Source organism: Gilvimarinus algae, from assembly GCF_030518215.1.
Taxonomy (GTDB): Bacteria; Pseudomonadota; Gammaproteobacteria; order Pseudomonadales; family Cellvibrionaceae; genus Gilvimarinus; species Gilvimarinus algae.
This window is the reverse complement of sequence record NZ_JAULRT010000030.1, coordinates 1-349: the sequence shown is the minus strand read 5'-3', so window position 1 is coordinate 349 and position 349 is coordinate 1. Positions and strand designations below refer to the sequence as shown.

Sequence of the window (349 nt, the reverse complement as noted above, 5' to 3'; positions counted from 1 at the left end):
CAGTTTGCCAAGGTCAAGGACAACCGCATCAAACAGTGGCGGGATCAGGAGTACCGCTACGACCCGTGGGGCAACCTGATCGAGAAGCGCTCGGGGCATAGCAAGCTGCAAAGCTTCAGCTACGACTGCGAGAACCGGCTGGTGCGGGCAGAGACGTTGGTCAATGGCAAGCTGGCAAGCCGAGGCGAGTACCGTTACGACAGCCTTGGGCGGCGGGTGGCCAAGCGGGCTGAGATCAACGGCGAGGTCGAACAGAAGCGCTTTCTGTGGCAAGGCTTGCGGATGCTGCGGGAGGAAACGCCTGGGCAGAACATCCTGTACCTTTACGAGCCGGGTAGTTATGCGCCGT

General features: G+C 60.7%; 1 protein-coding gene. It reads left to right on the top strand.

The features are described from left to right. A partial coding sequence (locus QWI16_RS00725; RefSeq protein WP_302710796.1) for a hypothetical protein occupies positions 1-349 on the top strand: 349 nt, incomplete at both ends.